This is a genomic window from Deltaproteobacteria bacterium (assembly GCA_019309545.1).
In the GTDB taxonomy this organism is placed as follows: Bacteria; Desulfobacterota; Desulfobaccia; order Desulfobaccales; family Desulfobaccaceae; genus Desulfobacca_B.
This window is the reverse complement of sequence record JAFDGA010000001.1, coordinates 98,304-117,705: the sequence shown is the minus strand read 5'-3', so window position 1 is coordinate 117,705 and position 19,402 is coordinate 98,304. Positions and strand designations below refer to the sequence as shown.

At 53.6% G+C, this 19,402-nt stretch carries 17 protein-coding genes; 10 read left to right on the top strand and 7 right to left on the bottom strand.

The features are described 5' to 3' along the window. Positions 1-19 precede the first annotated feature (19 nt). Together JRG72_00550 and JRG72_00545 are read right to left on the bottom strand one after the other, a co-directional pair. Positions 20-847, bottom strand: coding sequence for a sulfide/dihydroorotate dehydrogenase-like FAD/NAD-binding protein (locus JRG72_00550; GenBank protein MBW2133712.1), 828 nt, complete (start codon positions 845-847; stop codon positions 20-22). Between the two features lie 401 nt (positions 848-1,248). Continuing rightward, positions 1,249-3,033, bottom strand: coding sequence for a formate--tetrahydrofolate ligase (locus JRG72_00545; protein MBW2133711.1), 1,785 nt, complete (start codon positions 3,031-3,033; stop codon positions 1,249-1,251). A 592-nt stretch (positions 3,034-3,625) separates the two neighbouring features. Between JRG72_00545 and JRG72_00540 the strand changes: the two genes are divergently transcribed. The 6 genes from JRG72_00540 (at position 3,626) to JRG72_00515 (ending at position 9,120) form a co-directional block, all read left to right on the top strand. Then, positions 3,626-4,171 carry a 4Fe-4S dicluster domain-containing protein gene (locus JRG72_00540; protein MBW2133710.1) on the top strand — a complete coding sequence of 182 codons (546 nt, stop codon included), beginning with the start codon at positions 3,626-3,628 and terminating at the stop codon, positions 4,169-4,171. Between the two features lie 19 nt (positions 4,172-4,190). Next, a complete protein-coding gene (gene cooS, locus JRG72_00535; GenBank protein MBW2133709.1) occupies positions 4,191-6,071 on the top strand; it encodes an anaerobic carbon-monoxide dehydrogenase catalytic subunit in 1,881 nt (626 codons plus the stop codon). Between the two features lie 29 nt (positions 6,072-6,100). Further along, on the top strand, positions 6,101-6,874 hold the full coding sequence (locus tag JRG72_00530) for a (2Fe-2S)-binding protein (protein ID MBW2133708.1): 774 nt from the start codon (positions 6,101-6,103) through the stop codon (positions 6,872-6,874). Positions 6,875-7,091: 217 nt separating this feature from the next. Beyond that, the gene (gene trxA / locus JRG72_00525; protein ID MBW2133707.1) at positions 7,092-7,415 is read left to right on the top strand and encodes a thioredoxin; all 324 of its coding nucleotides are present in this window, start codon (positions 7,092-7,094) and stop codon (positions 7,413-7,415) included. Between the two features lie 31 nt (positions 7,416-7,446). Then, the gene (gene trxB, locus JRG72_00520) at positions 7,447-8,379 is read left to right on the top strand and encodes a thioredoxin-disulfide reductase (GenBank protein MBW2133706.1); all 933 of its coding nucleotides are present in this window, start codon (positions 7,447-7,449) and stop codon (positions 8,377-8,379) included. Between the two features lie 6 nt (positions 8,380-8,385). Further along, the gene (locus tag JRG72_00515; GenBank protein ID MBW2133705.1) at positions 8,386-9,120 is read left to right on the top strand and encodes an outer membrane protein assembly factor BamD; all 735 of its coding nucleotides are present in this window, start codon (positions 8,386-8,388) and stop codon (positions 9,118-9,120) included. A 459-nt stretch (positions 9,121-9,579) separates the two neighbouring features. Here JRG72_00515 and JRG72_00510 read toward each other — a convergent pair whose 3' ends face one another. The 5 genes from JRG72_00510 to JRG72_00490 form a co-directional block, all read right to left on the bottom strand. Further along, the gene (locus tag JRG72_00510; GenBank protein MBW2133704.1) at positions 9,580-11,238 is read right to left on the bottom strand and encodes an NAD+ synthase; all 1,659 of its coding nucleotides are present in this window, start codon (positions 11,236-11,238) and stop codon (positions 9,580-9,582) included. Positions 11,239-11,393: 155 nt separating this feature from the next. Further along, entirely contained in the window at positions 11,394-12,755 is a 1,362-nt protein-coding gene (locus JRG72_00505) for a S41 family peptidase (GenBank protein ID MBW2133703.1), read from the bottom strand. Between the two features lie 71 nt (positions 12,756-12,826). After that, positions 12,827-14,131 (bottom strand): S41 family peptidase, encoded by a 1,305-nt coding sequence (locus JRG72_00500; GenBank protein ID MBW2133702.1) that lies wholly within the window; start codon positions 14,129-14,131, stop codon positions 12,827-12,829. Further along, positions 14,128-15,102: a transketolase family protein gene (locus JRG72_00495; GenBank protein ID MBW2133701.1), complete on the bottom strand. Its 975-nt coding sequence runs from the start codon at positions 15,100-15,102 to the stop codon at positions 14,128-14,130. Before JRG72_00495 ends, JRG72_00500 begins: the two co-directional genes overlap by 4 nt. Before the next feature lie 33 nt (positions 15,103-15,135). Beyond that, on the bottom strand, positions 15,136-15,954 hold the full coding sequence (locus tag JRG72_00490) for a transketolase (GenBank protein ID MBW2133700.1): 819 nt from the start codon (positions 15,952-15,954) through the stop codon (positions 15,136-15,138). Positions 15,955-16,362: 408 nt separating this feature from the next. On the opposite strand from JRG72_00490, the gene gatC reads away from it, so the two are divergent. The 4 genes from gatC to JRG72_00470 all read left to right on the top strand — a co-directional run bounded on the left by gatC (position 16,363) and on the right by JRG72_00470 (position 19,395). Continuing rightward, entirely contained in the window at positions 16,363-16,647 is a 285-nt protein-coding gene (gatC, locus tag JRG72_00485; protein ID MBW2133699.1) for an Asp-tRNA(Asn)/Glu-tRNA(Gln) amidotransferase subunit GatC, read from the top strand. Positions 16,648-16,686: 39 nt separating this feature from the next. Beyond that, positions 16,687-18,150: an Asp-tRNA(Asn)/Glu-tRNA(Gln) amidotransferase subunit GatA gene (gatA, locus tag JRG72_00480; GenBank protein MBW2133698.1), complete on the top strand. Its 1,464-nt coding sequence runs from the start codon at positions 16,687-16,689 to the stop codon at positions 18,148-18,150. 97 nt (positions 18,151-18,247) lie between these two features. After that, positions 18,248-19,114: an MBL fold metallo-hydrolase gene (locus JRG72_00475; GenBank protein MBW2133697.1), complete on the top strand. Its 867-nt coding sequence runs from the start codon at positions 18,248-18,250 to the stop codon at positions 19,112-19,114. 50 nt (positions 19,115-19,164) lie between these two features. Further along, on the top strand, positions 19,165-19,395 hold the full coding sequence (locus JRG72_00470) for a hypothetical protein (GenBank protein ID MBW2133696.1): 231 nt from the start codon (positions 19,165-19,167) through the stop codon (positions 19,393-19,395). Positions 19,396-19,402 lie beyond the last annotated feature (7 nt).

The following is a 19,402-nucleotide window of genomic DNA, read 5'->3' as shown; positions in this document are numbered from 1 at the left end:
GATTGAAGCGGCGGCGGCCTTACTTGGCTTTAAACATCTCGTAGGACTGCTTTTCTTGTTCCAGATAAGATTGCAGCCGAGCCGTGAGTTCCTCAAAATCAACTTGGTGACCGTCAAATTCCGGCCCGTCAACGCAGGCAAATTTACGTTCGCCGCCGACCGTAACCCGGCAACAGCCACACATGCCTGTCCCGTCCACCATAATGGGATTGAGACTGACCAGGGTTTTGACATTATATTCCTTGGTCATCTTGCAGCAGAACTTCATCATCGGCACCGGTCCGATACAGACTGCCAGGCCAATGTCTTTATTATCTTCCAAAACCTTTTTGAGCATGTCAGTGACAAAGCCATGATGCCCATAGGAGCCGTCGTCGGTGCAGACGAAAAGCTCATGGGAGGCATTCCGCATGCGGTCTTCTAATATGAGCAGGTCTTTGGTGCGGGCGCCGATGATCGCGAAGACATGATTCCCGGCCTGTTTCAACCCCCGGGTAATGGGGTGCAGCACGGCCACGCCGGTACCGCCGCCCACGCAGACAACCTTGCCAACTTTTTCGACATGGGTGGGCTGACCCAGGGGACCGATGACATCCAGGAAGCCTTGCCCCACCTGTAGGGTCTTAAACAAGGCGGTGCTTTTACCGACTATCTGATAGATGATGTTGATCAGGCCTTTTTCCGGGTCGGTATCCGCCATGGTCAGGGGGATGCGCTCGCCAGTCTCATTGGCCCGCAAAATCACGAACTGTCCCGGCTTGGCCTTTTGGGCAATTTTGGGGGCGCGGATCCAATTACTGACCACCGTGCCCTCGGCCATCTCTTCTCGGGCAACTATTTCAAACATAAATCCTTCCTCCTTCTCGAGGTCTAGATATCATAAAAATAAGTTTTATGTTTTGGTCGTTAGTTTTTAAAGACAACAGGCCACCAGTTGGTGACCCCTTTGTTTTGTTCATTTTACTAATAACATACTGTGCTTGGGAAATTTAAAAAAGTAAAGATAATCCAGGGCAATTTTTAGATGCAGAGGCAAACCCGGTGGATGCAGATCTAAGACCCCCCGAAGGGAGCGGCGCTGGCCTAACCGGTTTCTCTGGGAAATGAGCTCCGGGGTCCGAAGTCCCCGGTACTCTAAGGGTAAGGCTAGTTTATCCGGATAAACAATTGGAAATAACAACTTGATTTTGGTGTTTATTAATAAAGTAGCTCCAGGCCCCGCAGGGCCTGGAGATTATCAACGGGCAATTAGAACAGGCCGACAACCTTACCGGTCTTGGTATCCACATCCACCCGCCGGAAGGCCGGGTCGGAGCTGGTGCCGGGCATCAGGCTGATGGCGCCGCATACCGGGCAGATGAACTTGGCGCCGCCGTATACCAAGAAGTCACGGACCGGCAATCTCCAGCCTTTAGGAGTCCCCTTCTTGGTCGGATCATGGGTCAGGCTCAAGTGGGTCTTCACCATCATGGTGGCGTACTCGTTGTACTTGGGATCCGCCTCGAATTTCTTGGCCTTGGCCGTGGCTTCGGGAGAGAAGTCCACGCCGTCGGCGCCGTAGACCTGCTCGGCGATGATTTCCACCCGCTGGCGCAGGGGCAGCTCATTGGGATAGAGGAACTTGAAATCAGGCTTTTCTTTGCAGGCATCCATAACAGCATCGGCGAACTCGAGGGCACCTTCGCCGCCGAACTGCCAATGCCGGGACACCGCCACCCGGGCGCCTTCCGCTTCGGCTACCCGGCGGATCAGCTGATGCTCTTCATCGGAATCGTAATGGAAAGCATTGATGCACACCACCGGTTTGATGCCGGATTTTTTAATGGTGCGGATGTGATGCGCCATGTTCTCCACCCCGTCTTCCAGCCATTTGAAGTTGGCGGGAGTAGCTTCAAAGTATTCTTTGGGAATCGGTTTTCCCGGCGGGCAGGGCAGAGCGCCGGCGTTGACCCCGTGGTGCTTCAAGCCCCGGACGGTGGTGGTAAGCACCGAGACATTTGGAATGAGGCCGCTGAAGCGGCATTTGACGTTCCAGAACTTCTCAAAGCCGATGTCAGCGCCAAAGCCGGACTCGGTGATGTGATAGTCAAAGAGCTTCAGACCGATCTGGTCGGCGACGATGGAGGACTGGCCTACGGCAATGTTGGCGAAGGGGCCGGCGTGCACGAAGCAAGGCTGCTTTTCCACTGTCTGCATCAGGGTGGGGTTGATGGAAGGCAACATCCAGGCGGTCATGGCGTTGCCCACTTCCAGGTCGCGGGTGGTGATGGGGTTGCCCTGCTTGTCATAGCACACCACGATGTTGTTCAGCCGTTCTTTAAGGTCAGGCAGAGAGGTGAACACCGAGAGGATGGCCATGACTTCCGAGGACACGGCGATGCCGAATGAGGACTTCATCATGAAGCCGTCCATCTTGCCGCCCATGCCGATGATGATGTTGCGCAGGGCCTGGGCACAGTAGTCCATGATCCAGCCCATTTCGAAGTTTTTGGGATCGATGTTCAGACGTTTCAGGTTCCGTTTGGCCAACTGCTCATCATTGTAGTTGAACTCGTGCTGCAGCCGGGAGGTAGCGGCCACCATGGCCAGGTTGTGGGCGTTCATGATGTTGTTGATGTCGCCGGTGAGACCCAGGGAAAACTCGGTCATGGGGATCAAGAGTGAGATGCCGCCACCGGCCGCGGTGCCCTTGATGTTCATGGTGGGGCCGCCAGAGGGTTGGCGGATGCAGCCGCCCACGTTGACGCCCCGTTTTCCCAAGCCCTCGATCAGGCCCATGGAAGTGGTGGATTTGCCTTCCCCCAGGGGAGTGGGAGTAATGGCGGTGACTTCGATGTACTTGCCGTCGGGTTTGTCTTTCAAACGCTCCAGACACTTCAGGTAGTCGACGCGGCCGATTTTTTGGCCGTAAGGGATGCGCTCCTCTTTGGGAATTTCGAGCTTTTCGCACATTTCGTCAAAGGGAATCATCTCCGCTTCGGCGATTTCGGCAATCTGCCAATCTTTCATTTTTACCGGATCATACTTCGCCATAAGAACTGCCTCCTTAAATTAGGTTAATTAAATATGGGCTTGCGATCTTTTTCCTGCTAAAAAATTACCCTTAGAATACAAAATCCCCAATATGCCGAGCAGTCAAATGTCAGACATATCTATCCTCCATCACTCCCTTCTCCCGGCCAATAAAACCAAAAAGGTTCAAAACTGACTTCATTATTTTTTTCACATTGCTCCCACTTATAAAAGGAAAAAAGATTTTTGTCAACTAATATTTTTATGTCCCATCTACTTTATTTATCTGGAATAATATGGGTTTAAACCATTGTTTAAAAACTGTCCGAGATATATGTATGTGAAGTTCTTAGCAATATTTGCGACCAGAATGAGCGCGCAAAATTTTCTATTTGACAGGTCAGGTGTTTATGTGAAAAATATTACTAATAGACAACTCCGGGGGGGTTAAGGGTCAAGAACTGGTCTGATTCCCTAAAATCTTTCGCAAAGACGTTTAAACCTCGATTTCCCCTGATAGATGGTCATGGAGCCAGGCTGCTTTAGAACTGGTGGTAAAAAACCAATGCGTATTAAGCCGAGACGGTTGGCTGCCAATTGGGAGGATTAAAACATGGAGCAGTTTGAAGGTCCATTTCTGTTGGTTGATCCCCAGCGCTGTGTAGGTTGCCACACCTGTGAGTTGGCCTGTGCCGCAGCGCATACCCAGGCCGGGAGTATCATTGGCGCGGTGCTGGCCCAGGAACGGCTGCACCGCCGCAATCGGGTGGTCCAAGTCGATGCAGTCAAGCTGCCGGTCCAATGTCGCCAGTGTCAGGATGCTCCTTGTGTGCGGGTCTGTCCCACCGGCGCCACTTATCGCACCGAAACCTATACCGCGGTCGATCAGGCCCGCTGCATTGGCTGTCGTCTGTGTATGATGGTCTGCCCCTTCGGGGCCATCCACGTCGCCACCACCACGGTCGCCGGGCAAGAGAAACGGGCCGCGTTCAAATGCGATCTGTGTGTTGATCGCCCGGAGGGTCCGGCCTGCGTGGCGGCCTGTCCTACCAGGGCGCTTAGTCTACGCTATCCGCAACGAGAAGCTGATCGGGCCAGTCAGGCCGCGGCCCGACAATTTTTAGAAGCTCTTGGCAGCCAGCCGCAACTGGGCAGCTAAAGCAAGGAGGGAGACTAGCATGGCGACCAGTGACAAAATCTTAAAGCGAAGCATTGATCCCAGTGTTCACCAGATGCTGGTACGGGCTGAAGGATTGGGGTTGGAGACCGCCTGGGACCGATATGAGGCCATGTTACCGGAATGTGGTTTCGGCGAACTGGGGGTTTGTTGTCGCAACTGTAATATGGGGCCGTGTCGCATCAGTCCTTTTGAGGATGCCGGGCCCAAGCAAGGGGTTTGCGGGGCTTCCGCCGACATCATCGTGGCCCGCAACCTGATCCGTATGATCGCTGCCGGCGCGGCGGCCCATTCCGATCATGGCCGCGACCTGGCCCACACCCTGCTGCTCACCGCCGAGGGCAAGGGGGGCGGATACGAGATCAGAGACGAGCAGAAGCTGCGGACTCTAGCCGCTGAATACAATATTGCCACCGAGGGCCGGGGCAAAGAAGAAATCGCTTTGGATCTAGCCCGGGCGGTTTATGCCGAGTTCGGCAAACAGGAAGGCCCGATTCAATTCAGCCGCCGGGCTCCCCAGAAACGGGTCGGCTTATGGCAGAAACTGGGGATTGACCCTCGCGGGGTGGACCGCGAAATCGTGGAAATTATGCACCGCACCCATATCGGGGTGGACAATGACCCGGTTAATCTGATCTTGCAGGGACTTAGAGCCTCGATCGCTGATGGCTGGGGCGGTTCGATGATCGCTACCGAGATCTCGGATGTCCTGTTCGGCACCCCCAAGCCCATCCGGTCTCTGGCCAACCTCGGGGTTCTCAAGGCGGACGAAGTCAATATCGTTGTTCATGGCCATGAACCGACCCTGTCGGAAATGATCGTCGCCGCCTGCCGTGATGCGGAAATGCTGGGCTTGGCCGCCAAGCTCGGGGCTCAAGGAATTAATGTGGTCGGCCTGTGCTGCACCGGCAATGAGGTGCTGATGCGGCACGGCATCCCTATGGTCGGTAATTTCCTGCAACAGGAACTGGCGGTGATCACCGGCGCAGTAGAAGCCATTATCGTCGATGTCCAGTGTATTATGCCGGCTTTGGGGAATCTGATCGGCTGCTTCCATACCAGGTTTATCTCCACTTCTCCCAAAGCCAAGTTTCCCGGCGCCACCCACATCGAATTTCATGAAGAACAGGCCTATGCCATTGCTAAGGAGATCGTCCGCATCGCGGTGGAAAATTATCGCTGGCGTAAACCTGGCCAGGTGGTGATCCCGAACGATAAGGTGGAATGCCTGGTCGGCTTCAGCACCGAGGCCATCCTGGAGGCCCTGGGGGGCAGCCTCGAGCCGCTCCTGGAACAAATCAAGTCCGGGGCCATTAAGGGTATCGCCGGGGTGGTGGGCTGCAATAATCCCAAAGTTCAGCACGATTTCGGCCATGTCAACCTGGTCCGGGAACTAATTAAAAACAATGTCCTGGTAGTGACCACCGGCTGCAATGCCATCGCCTGTGCCAAAGTCGGCCTGATGTTGCCGGAAGCCGCGGCCCAGGCCGGGGATGGACTTAAGGCGGTATGCCAGAGTTTAGGGATTCCTCCGGTATTGCATATGGGTTCCTGTGTGGACATCAGCCGCATCCTGACCGTTTGCGCCGCGGTGGCCAACGCCTTGGGAGTGGATATCAGTGATCTGCCGGTGGCCGGCGCCGCTCCGGAATGGATGAGTGAAAAGGCCGTCAGTATTGGGTCCTATGTGGTATCTTCCGGAATCTACACGGTTTTAGGTACCGTACCCCCGGTCCTGGGCAGCACCGTGGTGACCGAATTGTTGACCACCGGTGCTAAAGATGTAGTTGGTGCCACTTTTGCGGTAGAGCCGGATCCGGTTAAGGCGGCCCAACTGATGATCGGCCATATCGAGGACAAACGGACGGCTTTGGGCCTTTAAGAAGCTTGAGTGATTAACCTCTAAGTCTGATGATCCATCTGACCGTAAATGGACGGCCGGTAACCGTCCCGCAGGGCGCCCGGGTATTGCAAGCCGTGCGCGCCGCGGGCGTAGCTTTGCCGACCCTCTGTTATCATGAGGGGCTGGCACCCTATGGGGCCTGCCGGCTATGTATGGTGAGTCTATCTAGCCCCCCGCCTTCGAAACTGGTCGCCGCCTGCGTCCATCCCGCCGAAGACGGCATGATAGTAAACACCGAAACCCCGGAGGCGGTTACCGCCCGTCGTCTGGCGGTGGAATTTCTCCTCAGCCGCGCTTCGCAATCGGAAGTGATTAAGAAGTTGGCCGCGGCTATGGGAGTGAGAGAGTCCCGTTTTCCAGTCTCCCCCCCTGAGGGGGAAATGGAACTATGTGTGCTGTGCGGCCTCTGTGTGAGGGTCTGCCACGAGGCCATCGGCGCTTGCGCCATCGGCTTTGTGGGGCGGGGGGGTAACCGTAAAGTCGGCACCCCCTTTGAACTGCACAGCGAGGCTTGCCTCGGCTGCGGGGCCTGCGCTGAAATCTGTCCCACGGGTGCCATCCACATAGAGGATAGGGGGCATGCGCGGATTCTACACACCTGGCATACCCAGGTGGAACTACATCCCTGCCCCCGCTGCGGTCGGTTCTTTGCCCCCCAAAAAATGGCCTTTCTTGCGGAGCAATTTCCGGAAATTGATTCCCTGTGGCACTTATGTCCAACCTGTCGCCAGCAGCTGACCGCCCAGCAATGGGTTGAACAGGCATGCCCTGGCCGATCTTGACATTTATGAAACCTCAAACCGGGAAGGTCATTTAGGGCCGTCGCTGGAGGTTAAAAGGCCTCAGTTTACCTGCGATTTTTCCGTAAAGGCCAGAGCTGCTCAGGAAAAAAGCATTGACAAACCAGCTATTTCAGGGTTAGATAAAAAAACCTTTCGTGATCAGCAGCCAAAGGTATCTTTACTCCAGGGACTAATTTCGTTTCTAAGGAGGCCGGCAATGGCAGAATTGCTGCAAGTAACTGATACAAACTTTGAGAATGAAATCCTCAAATCCGAGGTCCCGGCACTGGTGGATTTTTGGGCGGCCTGGTGTGGCCCCTGTCGGGCTATCGCCCCGGTAGTGGAAGAACTGGCCAAGGATTATGCCGGTAAATTAAAAGTCGCCAAGATGAATGTCGATGAAAATTCCCAAACTCCGGCGAAATATGGCATTCGGGCTATCCCCACCCTGATTCTATTCAAAGATGGCAATGTCGCCGATCAGATCACCGGGGCAGTGTCGAAATCCCAGATCGAGAATGCCATTAAAAAGATGCTCTAGACCTTAATTTTACCCTTTTCCTTTAGTAATTATGAAATCCTGTGATTACGATTTGGTTATTGTGGGCGGTGGTCCAGCCGGACTTACAGCCGGAATTTATGCGGGTCGGGCCCGAATTAAGACCGTATTGATCGAAAAATTAATCACCGGCGGCCAGGTGATGACCAGCGAACTGGTAGAAAATTATCCCGGCTTCCCGGATGGAGTCAGCGGCTTCGAATTGAGTCAGCGGATGCGGGATCAGGCTGAACGGTTCGGTTTGGAAATCATCAATGACGAAGTGCTGGAACTGAAACCCGGAGACCCTTGCCATACTTTGGTCTTGGCGGAACAACAATTGACCTGCCAGGCAGTGATCATTGCCAGCGGGGTTAAACCCAACCAACTGGGGATTCCGGGAGAGGAGGCCCTGACCGGCAGGGGTGTAAGCTATTGTGCCACCTGTGATGGAGCCTTATATCGGGATGAAGTAATTGCCGGAGTCGGTGGCGGCGATACCGCTCTCCAGGATTCGATCTTCCTTACTCGTTTTGCCCAAAAAGTGCATCTGATTCATCGTCGTGATGCCTTTCGGGGTTCCAAGATTTTGCAGGAACGGGTGCTGGCCAATGACAAAATTGAGGTGCATTGGGATACCGTAGTCCAGGAAATTCAGGGAGACAAGTCAGTCCAGGCGGTGCGCCTGAAAAATGTCAAGACCGGCCAGGAAAGCACTTTGCCGGTCAGCGGCGTCTTCCTGTGGGTGGGCATAACCCCTGCTACGACCTGGCTTCGGGATGTTTTAGACTTAGATGATTGGGGTTTTATTATTACTGATGACGAAATGGCCACCAACCGGCCTGGCATCTTCGCTGCCGGAGATGTCCGGTCCAAAATGCTACGTCAGATTTCTACCGCGGTGGGAGACGGGGCTACGGCCACGTTTGCAGTGGAAAAATATTTAGAACACCGCCAGACGAGGTAATCTGCCATGCAAAAGGACATCTTAATCAAGGTAATGGTGCTCCTGGCCTTTAGTGGTTTGATCGGGGGGTGTAGTTGGGTTGGCAGTCTGTTCGGCAGCAAGAAACAGGAAAAGCCTCCGGAAGTCCTGGCTCAGGAGGGTATAAAAAAATTAAAAAAGAAAGATTATGACGAGGCCATCGATGCCTTTGAAAAGCTAAAGGATCGCTATCCTTACAGTGATCAGGCGTTGCTGGCCGAAATCAAGGTGGCAGACGCCAAATTTTACAAGCGTAATTATGATGAGGCCCTGGAAGCTTACAAAAGTTTTGAGACACTGCACCCCACTAATAATGCCATCCCCTACGTCATTTTCCAGCAAGGCATGTGCTATTATCGGCAGCGCTCCACTATTGATCGGGACCAGACTTTCACGGCCAAAGCCCTACAGGAATTCCGGCGTCTGAAACAGAAGTTCCCTCAATGCCAATATATGCCCAAGGCCGACGAGTACATCCAAAAATGTCTCCTGGACCTGGCCGAACATGAGTTTTACGTCGGGGAATTTTATTTTAAAACCAAGCATTATGAGTCGGCCCTGGATCGTTTTCAGACCGTTGAGCAAGAATATCCCGATTACCCCAAGATGGCGCAGGTCAAAAAATATATTGCCGAGTGCCAAAAAATCCTGGCCACTCCCGAGAAGAAGCCGGAGGGCGGGATCCTGTCCTATTTCACTTATCTGTTTGATGCTGATTGGTAAACTGGATTTTTGCTCAATTCCCGGTCGTTGAAGATCAAGGCCCTTTAATTTTCACCTGACATGCAGGCGTAGGTCGTTTCTTCTCGGCCGTAATTATTACTTGGGTCGGCCCTCCCCTCAAATTAACCTTTTAAATGCTCCGGGTGTGTATCTTCTTGACAAAATATTTAGTCATAATTATATTATATTTGATCCCAAGGAGCCAGGAAAGCTGGGGTCAAGGCCATAAACCGGAGTGGATCGGAGACAACGGCCGGCTTGAGAAATTCTCTTTTAGCGGAGAGCCAGACAGAGGGGTTTGCAAGGTATTTCTAGTAAGGAAATGCAATCAACCCCGCTCAGCATCTCCGGGAGTTAATAAAGAGAATAACGGGCAGGTTGATCAGAAGAACGCAACGGAAGTCGGTCAGATAACCAGTGATCCCCGGGTTACTTGGGATCAATTTTAGGGGGGCGTGATCACGCCCCCCTATTTTTGGGGTTATAGTTAGCCGCGATGGGCATGCGCCGGCCCATGCCAAAGGCCTTGCTGGTCACTTTCAGTCCAGGGGCTGCCTGGCGTCTCTTATACTCATTACGATCAACGGTGCGAATCACCCAGTGCACCACTTCCGGGTCATAATTAAGATTAATAATGTCCTGGGCTGAGTATTTCTCAGTAAGATAGTAATGCAGGATCTGATCCAGCAGGTCGTAAGGCGGCAAGGTATCCTGATCTTTCTGATCCGGTTTTAATTCCGCCGAGGGCGCTTTGGTCAGGATCGGCGCTGGAATAATTTCTGCCGCGCGGTTGATATAATGCCCCAGTTGATAGACCATGGTCTTGGGGACATCGGCAAGGACCGCCAAACCGCCGCTCATATCCCCGTACAGGGTGCAGTAGCCCACCGCCAGTTCACTTTTGTTTCCGGTAGAAAGTACCAGATAGCCATACTGGTTGGACAGGGCCATCAAGATATTGCCCCGGATCCGGGCCTGGATATTCTCCAGCGTTACATTGATCTCCTCAACCGGCAAATGGAGACTCAGAGTGTCAAGATATGATCGATATATGGTAGCAATGGGGATCACCTTAAATTCAATCCCCAGGTTCTCAGCCAGTTTGCGGGCATCGGCCAGACTGGCCGGGGAAGAATAGGGAGAGGGCATGGCCACTCCCAGCACATTCTCCCTGCCCAGGGCCTGCGCTGCCAGACAACAGGTGACCGCTGAGTCGATGCCGCCGGACAGACCCACCACCGCCCGGCTAAAGTCACATTTTCGGAGATAATCCCGGGTCCCTAAAATCAGGGCCTGATAAACGCTGGCGATCGGTTCCTGAGGGACAAAAGGCCGCGGGCTGGCCCCTGCCTCGATGTCGATAGTGACCACTTCCTCCTGAAAGGCGGGCAGCACGCTCAGGAGCTCCCCGGCCCGGTCCAGAACCAGACTGCGGCCATCAAAGATCAATTCATCGTTTCCCCCCACCTGATTCACATAAATAAGAGGCAGTTGGTATTGTTCAGCATGGTGGCGAAGCAGTTGATAGCGGGTGGCCTCTTTGTCCACCTGAAACGGCGAGGCGGCAATATTGATCAACAGCGTGGCCCCCTTCTGGGCCAGAACCTTTAACGGATCAACCGGATAAAGTTGGCGGGACCACGATTCTGGTCCATACCAGGCGTCCTCACAGATGGAGATCCCCAGCCTCTGATCTTTAAAAGGGCAGACCTGCACCTCCCCCGCAGCTTCAAAATATCTGGTTTCGTCAAAAACATCATAGGTGGGCAGCAAAGATTTGTGTTGGTGGCAGATTGTTTTTCCCTGATAAATTACCAGGGCAGAATTGCACAGCGGCTTTCCTGAATCCCGGTCGGAGGGCCAAGGCGTGCCGACCAGGATGGCTGAACCGGGGTAGCCAGTTGAGGCCTTTAACAGCTCCTGTATGGCTGACCGAACCGCGGCAATCAGGCTGGGTTTCTCCAACAGATCCCGGGGCGGGTAGCCTACCAGAAATAACTCCGGAAACACCAGGAGGTCAGATTGAGAGCTGAATCGGGGCCAGAGGTCCAAAATTTTTTGTAGATTTCCCGCGACATCGCCGACTACCGGGTTTAATTGGGCAAGGGTAATTTTCATAAATTTAAGATGAAAGCGGCAGGAAAAAATCTCTTGGAAAGAAGGGCAGGAGGCCGGCGGTGTCTGGCCCCCCCTCTCAAATTAACCTGTTAAATGCTCGGAGTAATAATATTCAACTCTTACCAGAAAGTATTTTCAACCTAAGAGCTGAACTTTTATTTTGGCGAACTGGACGGACTGGAATTCTGTTCTTTTACTTTGGCTACCAGCTTGGGCGGCGGCCAGTCTTTGAGGACCTCTACGGCTTGCTGCAATTGCGGATCCTCCTTTAGTTCCTCCGGGCTGATCGGCGCGGTCCAGGGTTTATCGGTCAGGCCCTTTTTCTGCATCCGCCGTTCCAGTGCTTGTTGCCGCAGAGCCTCGAGGCTTTTGCCCTCGGGGATAGGAGTGGCTTCGACTACCAGGTCAGGAATAATCCCCTTGTCTTGGATAGAGTGCCCTAAGGGAGTAAAATAATGAGCCGTAGTTAATTTCAGGGCTGAGCCATCCTCTAAGGGGACGATAGTCTGGACCGAGCCCTTGCCAAAACTTTTGGTCCCAATGATCAGACCCCGCTTATGATCCTGCACCGCTCCAGCAACAATCTCCGAGGCTGAGGCACTGCCTTCATTGATCAGCACCACCAGCGGAAATGATTCCGCGCCGTTGCCCGACCCTGGTTCGGCATAAAAGCGCATCAGTTGACTGTTGTCCCGGCCTTCGGTATAGACGATCAGACCCTTGGCGAGGAATTCATCAGCCACGCGGACGGCTTGGTCTAAAAGGCCGCCGGGGTCATTGCGCAGATCCAGAATCAGTCCCTGGAACGGTTTGAGGCGGGTTTGCAAGGCTTTGATCGCTTTTTGCAGGTCTTTTTCGGTCTGATCCTGGAAGTTGGTGATCCGGATGTAACCGATACCCTCGTCCAGATAACGGGCCTTCACACTGCGAATGGGAATAATATCTCGGGTTAAGGTATAGTTTTTGGGCGCTTTTAAACCCTCCCGCATAATGGTCAGGGTAACTCGCGAACCTTTGGGTCCCCGAATCTTTTTAACCGCTTCCATCAGGGACAAGTTCTTGGTACTGGCGCCATTGATCTTGACAATCCGATCGCCGGCCTGGATTCCGGCCCGGTAGGCCGGGGTGCCCTCAATCGGTGAGACCACGATTAACAGGCTGTCCTTCATGGTTATCTCGATACCAATGCCGCTGAACTGTCCTCGGGTCTCAATCTGTAATTCCCGGAATTCCTCCGGAGTCATGAAGGAGGAATGCGAATCCAGAGTTCCCACGACGCCTCGAATGGAGCCATAGATTAAATTTTTGATATCCCGGGGTTCTACATACTGGTCCTTGATAATGCTCAGGGCTTCAGAAAAAACCGGCAGTTTATCAAAAGAGTCTTCACTTTGGCCCCAGCCTACTCCAGTCAGAAGCAGTAATAGCAACCCGGTGGCCAGGACCCGGCTGAGGCAGCATCGTTCTGTTCTGCCCCAATCTTCCGCAGCTTTTCTCGCCCAGATGGTGAGATGCATAATTCTTTTTACCCTTAAAAAAAATCCCGGTGATAATAATTTATTAGACATACAGAGGTGCCGGAACAGCCTCATTTACCCCGGGCACCCGAGGGGAGGTTGGCCGACGGCTGCTCTACAACTAAACTTCCTTCCAGTCCCAAGAGTTTGAGGGCCTGGAGGATCAGGGGATCTTTAACCAGATCCTTGGCATTTAAAATCTCTCTGGGCTGCGTTAATTCCAGATCCCCCGCAGCCTTCTCAATCTTAGAGCTTTGGCTGGTTATCCCCATAATCTTGGGCTCCAAGCCTTTGTCCTGAATAATGTGACCGCTGGGCGTGAAGCAATGGGCCACAGTAAAAATTAAGGCAGAGCCATCTTTTAGAGGAAATACTTTATGCACTGCCCCGTCACCAAAGGTTTTAAATCCTAATAGCAATGCCCCGTACTGGTCCTGGAGAGCTCCGGCCAGAATCTCCGCGGCTCGGGCGGTGCCCCCATCCACCAGGACCACGAGAGGTATATTTCTTAAAAGCCGCTCTTTTTTCTGACCATAACGGGGCTGGGGGGCTTCCTGATGCCGGCCCCTGGTGTAGAATACCATCGAGTCGCCGATAAATACCGAGGCGCTGGCAATCGCCTGCTCCAAACTGCCGCCTGCCGTGTTGCGCAGGTCGAGGATCACACCTTTGACCGGTGGTCGGCGTTTGACAATTTTTCTTATAATCCGTTCCAATTCATCCGCGGTCCGGTCGTTAAAATATTTCAGGCGCAGATAATCATAATCATTTTCCAGAGTGTAATGGCTGAGACTGACCGGACTTAGCTTTTCCAACTTGATGGATATGTCCTGGGGTTTAATCATTCCGTTGCGAATTATCTGTAAATCGATGGTCGATCCCGGTACTCCTTGCAGAAGTCTGGCCGCCTCCATGGTAGTCAGGTCTCTGACCATCTGATTGTTGATTTTGAGAATATGGTCGCCGGCTCTGATCCCGGCCCGCCAGGCCGGACCGCCTTCCAAAGGAGCAACAACAGTTAACACCTTATTCTTAAAGGTTAATTCCACTCCCACCTGGCCGATCGGCCCTTTGTTCCCGGCCTGCATCTGTTGATAATCCGTGGGAGTTAAAAACGACGAACTGGGATCTAAGGACATAACCATGCCGCGAATAGCGCCATAGATCAGATTTGCATCCTTCTTCTGGCCCACATACTTATTGTCGACTTCGTAAAGCGCCTCCATCAGGAGCCGCAGCTGGGCATAGGTCTGAGTGGAGGCAGCCTGAGCCGGGGGTGAGCAGGTCACACTCCAGAGGCCCACCACCAGGAAGATTAAACCCAAACTGAAAGTAGACATCCGGAGAACGGTACGACGACAGGATCTTGGATTCATTTGATTACCTGGTACAATCCCAGGTGCTTTTGCCTGGTTTTATTTTTCAGGACTTGACGGGCGGCATTGCGTATATCTATGGGCATCAGGCCAAAATGTTCTAGCAGATCACGGGGTTTGCCGGAAATCCCAAACACGTCCTTAATGCCGACCCGTTGCAGCGGCACAGGACAATGTTCAGCCAGAACTTCGCTCACTGCACTGCCCAAGCCGCCGGTTACCAGGTGTTCTTCGGCGGTCACCAGAGCCCCGGTTTTTTGGGCCGACGCCACCACCAGTTCCCAATCCAGGGGTTTGAGGGTGGACAAATTGATGACTCGGGCCGAAATCCCCTCGGCGGCTAGCAATTCCGCGGCCTCCAAACAATGGTGCACCATTAAACCTATGCCGGCCAGACAGAGGTCGTCGCCTTCTCGCAGAATTGACCCCTTACCCAGGGTAAAACAGTATTCTGAATCATAAATCACCGGGAAGGGAATCCGGGAAGTGCGCATATACACCGGCCCCTGATAGTTTATCGCCCATTCGATCATCCGGCGGACTTCAATGCCATCCGCCGGCACCAGAACCACCATATTGGGGATAATCCGCATCAAGGCCAGGTCTTCAATGGCCTGGTGCGAGCCGCCATCCTCACCTACAGTGACTCCGCCGTGGCTGGCAACGATTTTGACATTCAGGCTGGCATAAGCGATGGTCTGTCGGATCTGCTCCCAGCCCCGGCCGGTGGCAAATATGGCGAAAGTACTGGCAAAGGGAATTTTGCCGCTCACCGCCAACCCGGCCGCGGTTCCCATCAGGTCCTGTTCCGCAATCCCCATATTAAAAAAGCGGTCCTGAAAAACCTTGGCAAACCGCTGGGTATTGGTGGAACCGGACAAATCGGCATCCAGGGCCACGATCTCTTTGTGTTTTTCCCCTAATTCGGCCAGGGCCTTGCCGTATTCTACCCTGGTGCTAAGTTTTTCCAATACTATACTCCTTGGGGTGCTTAACCGGATGGTTTAATAGGCACCGAGCTCTTTGAGGGCAATAGCCAGTTCTTCATCAGTGGGGGCGACACCGTGATATTCTACTTTATTTTCAAAGATGGATACACCTTTCCCCTTGATGGTGGAGGCAATGATGATACTGGGGCGGTCCTTGACCTCTTCGGCGGCATCCAAGGCCTCGAGAATTTGAGCCAAATTATGGCCGTCGATTTCTATGGTCTGCCAGCCAAAAGCTTGCCATTTCTGGGTCAGCGGTTCAATATTCATAATATCTTCCACCTTGCCATCGATTTGCAGCTTATTGTTATCCAGCAGTGCCGTAACATTATGCAGTTTAAAATGGGCGGCGGACATTGCAGCTTCCCAGATCTGGCCTTCTTGGACCTCGCCATCACCCAACAGGACATAGACCCGGATCGGCAGGCCATCAAGCCTGGCCGCCAAGGCCATGCCATTGGCCACTGACAAGCCCTGTCCCAGAGAGCCGCTGCAGACTTCGACGCCAGGAGTAGCGCTACAATCGGGATGCCCTTGCAGGCAACTGCCGAATTTCCTCAAGGTCAGCAACTCTTCCCGATCAAAAAACCCCAGCCGCGACAATACCGCATAATAAGCTGGGGCCGCATGACCCTTGGAAAGCACAAAACGATCCCGCCGAACCCACTTAGGGTTGAAAGGATCAAGGTTAATTTTGCCAAAGAACAGGGCCACCAAGAGATCAGTGGCTGAAAGGGAGCCACCCGTATGGCCCGAGCCGGCCGCATTCAACATAGTCACCACATCAATTCGGACCTGTCGGGCGATCTCCTCCAGCTTGCCAATATCTCTTATTTTCTCCATATCTAATGGGCCTGGCCATCTCCCAGGGCCGGCACAGGACGGGAGTTTCTACCCCCTGACTTACCTTTCTCATCTACCCTAGTATGGCTATTATGGATGATTATTATATATTTATAGGTAGCATAATCGAAAATTTTCCGCAAGGGATAACCCGGAACAAAATTCCGGTGACGGATCAACTCTGATGCTCCGCGGCTCTCAGACCCTCCTAAGTCTGCCTAAAGCTAGCCGGGGAACCTGGAATTAACTTTTGCTTGATCATAATACTCTCCTCCGGGGCAATTCATTGGGAAACTTCAAGGATAAATTAAAATGGCGGGAAAAGCCATTGCCTTTTAGCCGAGGTGGTGTAATAATTTCAGGGTAGCCTAAACAATCTGCCCATTTAAGGAGCAACTTATGGCCCTGACTCCTGAACAGGTCAACTATGTGGCGCATCTGGCCCGGCTGACTCTGACTCCGGCTGAAGTAGAGCTGTTTACCCGGCAACTAAATGATATCCTTGACCATGTAGAAAAATTAAATGAATTGGATACCACGGGCGTGCCGCCCATGGCCCATGTCTTAGCGATTAGCAACGCCTTTCGGGCCGATGCCGTGAATGACAGTCTGCCTTTAGAGCAGTCTCTGCAAAACGCCCCGGCCCAGGAACGCGGTGGTTTCCTGGTGCCCCGGGTCATTTGATCTGATAATCAACCATAACCAACACGGAGCTGATATTTGATGTCGGAACCCCTATATTCTCTTACCATCGGGCAGATGTCCCCCCTGCTGCAGCGCGGGGAAGTGTCGCCCGAAGAAATTACCCAGGCCTTATTAGACCGCATTGCCAAGCTGGATGGCCAGCTCAACAGTTATCTGACGGTAGACTCTGAAGGGGCTCTGGCTCAAGCCCGCCAGGCTGCGGTACGTCTGCGTCAGGGGGATGCCACCCCCTTAACTGGCATACCCCTGGCTGTGAAGGATATTATCATCACCCAAGGGCTACGCACCACCTGTGCCTCCCGCATATTGGAAAACTTTGTGCCGCCTTACGATGCCAGGGTCAGTGCCAAACTGCGGCAGGCTGGCGCCGTTTTTCTGGGCAAAACCAACATGGATGAATTCGCTATGGGTTCCTCCAATGAGAATTCCGCCTTTGGGGTGGCTCGGAACCCCTGGAACCGAGATCATATCCCTGGAGGCTCCAGCGGCGGCTCGGCTGCGGCCGTAGCCGCAGATTTATGCCTGGGCTCGGTGGCCTCCGATACCGGCGGCTCCATCCGCCAACCCGCGGCGCATTGCGGCGTGGTGGGCCTTAAACCCACCTATGGCCGGGTGTCCCGCTTCGGACTGGTAGCCTTTGGGTCCTCGCTGGATCAGATCGGCACCATCACCAAAGATGTGACCGATTGCGCCCTGCTGCTGCAGGCTATTGCCGGTTATGACCCCCAAGATTCCACTTCGGTGAACCTGCCGGTGCCTGACTATACCTTGAGTTTAAACCAGGATATCAGCGGTCTGAAAATCGGAGTGCCCCGGGAGTACTATGGGGCCGGGGTCGATCCGGAAGTGGAAGGTGCGGTCCGACAAGCCCTGGAGACCCTGATGCAATTAGGGGCGGAGTTGGTGGAGATCAGTCTGCCTCACAGCGAATATGTGGTGGCAACCTATTATCTGATTGCTCCGGCCGAAGCCAGCTCTAATCTGGCCCGCTATGACGGGGTCAAATACGGCTATCGCGATCCTGAGGCCCAAGCTCTGCTGGAAATGTATACTCATACCCGCTCCCAGGGATTTGGGGCCGAGGTCCGGCGGCGAATCATGCTGGGCACCTATGCCCTGTCCGCCGGTTATTACGAACACTATTACCAGAAGGCCTCCCAGGTGCGCACTCTGATCCGGCGGGATTTTGAGGCGGCCCTGGACCAATGTGCGGTCTTGGCCACGCCGGTGGCCCCGACTCCGGCCTTTCGCATCGGCGATAAAGTCGATGATCCGTTGGCCATGTATATGTCGGATATCTTTACCTTATCAGCCAACCTGGCCGGAATTCCCGGTATTTCGGTGCCTTGCGGCCTGAGCTCCCAGGGCCTGCCCATCGGCCTGCAACTGCTGGGCCGTCATTTCGATGAGCCGACCCTAATCAAAGTCGCCCACGCCTTCGAACGGCATTCTGACTTCCATAATGCCAAGCCGCCGCTGTAAGCACATCTTACCACTAGCGAGATGACTTGCCCCTGGGTAATCAGGAGGGCCTGTTCCATCCAGACGAATGGCTCGGAATACCACCTCGGATGACTATATGAAGTTAACCATTTTAGTGGATAATAACACCTTGATTGACCGGTATTTCCTGGGAGAGCCGGGACTATCAATATTTATTGAGGAAGACGGCCAGCGCCTGCTGTTGGATGTGGGGTATTCGGAGGTTTTTTTAATCAATGCCCAAAAAATGGGCCTGGACCTGCGGTTTCTTGACTACGTGGTGCTGTCCCATGGCCACCTGGACCACACCTGGGGATTGGACCCATTGATCCGACTGTATTCCGAAGCAGCCATCGAGGGGTTGCCGCATCATCGGCCGGTAATCGTTGGCCATCCCCAGGTCTTCCAGACCAAAATTCTGTCCGGCTTGCCGGAAATCGGCTCGCTGCTGGCCGAATCCAAGCTGGCGCATCATTTCCCACTCCGGCTTTCCCGCTCCCCGGTACCTTTGACGGAGCGTTTACTCTTCCTGGGCGAAATCGAGCGGCGCTTCGATTTTGAGGCGTCCCAGCCGCTTGGCGAGGTCGAACGGGGGCAGAGCCGGGAACCCGATTTTTTGCCGGATGACTCCGCTTTGGCTTATAAATCGCCCCGGGGGCTGGTGGTCATCGTCGGCTGCGCCCATTCCGGCATCTGCAACACGGTGGAATATGCCCGTCAGGTTTGCAATGAAGCGCGGGTGCTGGATATTATCGGCGGCTTCCATCTGCTCAATCCTACTGAGGAGCGGTTAGAACAGACCGCAGCTTATCTCGCCCAACTTGGCTTGAAAGCGCTACACGCCTGCCATTGCACTGACCTCAGGTCCAAGCTCGCCCTCTCCCGGGCTGCCCCTCTCCAGGAAGTGGGGGTGGGGTTGCAATTGAATTACCCTAGTCTTTCCAACTTTTTAAATAACGGCTAGTCTGGTTAATTCAGGGTTGACCCCCCCAGAGCTATATCGGCACCGGGGTAGTGATTGCTTGTTTGGTAGATCTGGCTCGCCTGTCGGTGTATGGCACTCATATGGCTGGGGCCGCAACCGCAGTTAATCTGTCTTATCTTGTAGCCGCCCCTCTGTCCGCCTTTTCTGGAACTTTCCTGGGAAACCGGTTGCTAAAAAAAGTAACTCTGGATATGATTCAAATCTTGGTGGCGGTGATGCTGTTGCTGATTGCTGTGGGTTTAGGAACCGGTATTATCTGATGGAATA